At 73.6% G+C, this 1,278-nt stretch carries 1 protein-coding gene; it reads right to left on the minus strand.

Translation table 11 applies throughout. The annotated features are described in order from the left end of the window. A partial coding sequence (locus N878_RS21110; protein WP_021445519.1) for a histidine kinase dimerization/phospho-acceptor domain-containing protein occupies positions 1 to 1,278 on the minus strand: 1,278 nt, incomplete at both ends.

Below are 1,278 nucleotides of genomic sequence, written 5' to 3' on the forward strand. Positions count from 1 at the left end.
CCGCCCGGGTGGCTGTGGCGTCGAGGGCGTTGCCGAGCAGGTTGTCCAGCACCCGCTCCAGCTGCAGGCGGTCGGCGCGCAGGCGCGGCAGCGGCTCGTGCAGCTGCAGGCCCAGGTCGATCTCGCGTTCGGCGGCCTGGGCGGCGAAGCGCTGCTGCGCCTGGCGCAGCAGTTCGGCGGCGTCGCAGGGCGCCAGTTCCAGCTGCTGCAGGCCGTTCCGGTAGCGGGAGAAATTCAGCAGATCGTTGATCAGGCGCAGCAGGCGCTGCATCTCCTCGTCGACGGTGCGCAGCAGGTCGGCCTCGCGGCTGCCTGCGGCGAAGTGCAGGCGTTCCTGCAGCAGGGCGAAGGCCATGTGCATGCCGGTGACCGGGGTGCGCAGCTCGTGCGAGGCGCGCAGGACGAACTCGCGGCGCACGCGCTCGAAGGCGCGCTGTTCGGTGACGTCGCGCAGCACCATCACCGCGCCGAGCAGCGGCCCCTGCTCGTGGCACACCGGCGTCAGGCTGTAGGCCAGCAGGCGGGTCTCGCCGGCGGCCTCGATGGCCAGGTCGTCCGGCGCGCGCTGCGGGCTGACTCCGGCCAGCACCAGCTGCAGCTGCTCGTCCAGGTCCGCCCGTTGCAGCGCCTGGCCGAGCGACTGGCCCCTGGGCACTGCGTCCCAGCCCAGCTGACGCTGCGCCACCGGGTTGCCGTGCTCCAGGCGGCCCTGGCGGTCGAGGATCAGTAGGCCGTCATCGATGCTGTCGAGCACCGCCTGCAGGCGCCGCTGCTGGCCCACCAGGGCCTCGACGTTGGTCGCCTGGAACTGGCGCAGGGCCTCGGCCATCAGGCCGAAGCGGCGGCTCAGGGCGGCCATTTCCGGCAGCGGCGAGAGCGGCAGGGTGACCTGGAAGTCGCCCTGGCCGATCTGGTCGGCGGCGCGCGCCAGCGCCTCGATCGGCCGGCCGAAGCGCTGCGCCAGGCTATGCGCGGTGACGAAGCCGATCAGCAGCACGGCCAGGCCGATCAGACCGAGCAGGCCGGCGATCAGCCAGGCGCGCTGGCGGGTGCTCGCCTCGGCCTCGTCGACGGCGGCGACGTAGCGGTTCTGCAGGGCGTTGATGCGTTCGCGCAGGGCCTCCTCGGCCTGGCCGAGGGCGTCGCTCTTGAGCAGCTCGCGGCGCACCGTCAGCGGCTTGGCCAGCAGCGCGTCGAAGCGCGCGTAGGCGCGCTCCACCTCGGCCAGGGCCTGGTGGTCGCCGGCGGCGCGGGCGTTGGCGTTGGCCTGCTGCAGCC

The organism is Pseudomonas sp. EGD-AK9 (assembly GCF_000465935.2).
GTDB lineage: Bacteria > Pseudomonadota > Gammaproteobacteria > Pseudomonadales > Pseudomonadaceae > Aquipseudomonas.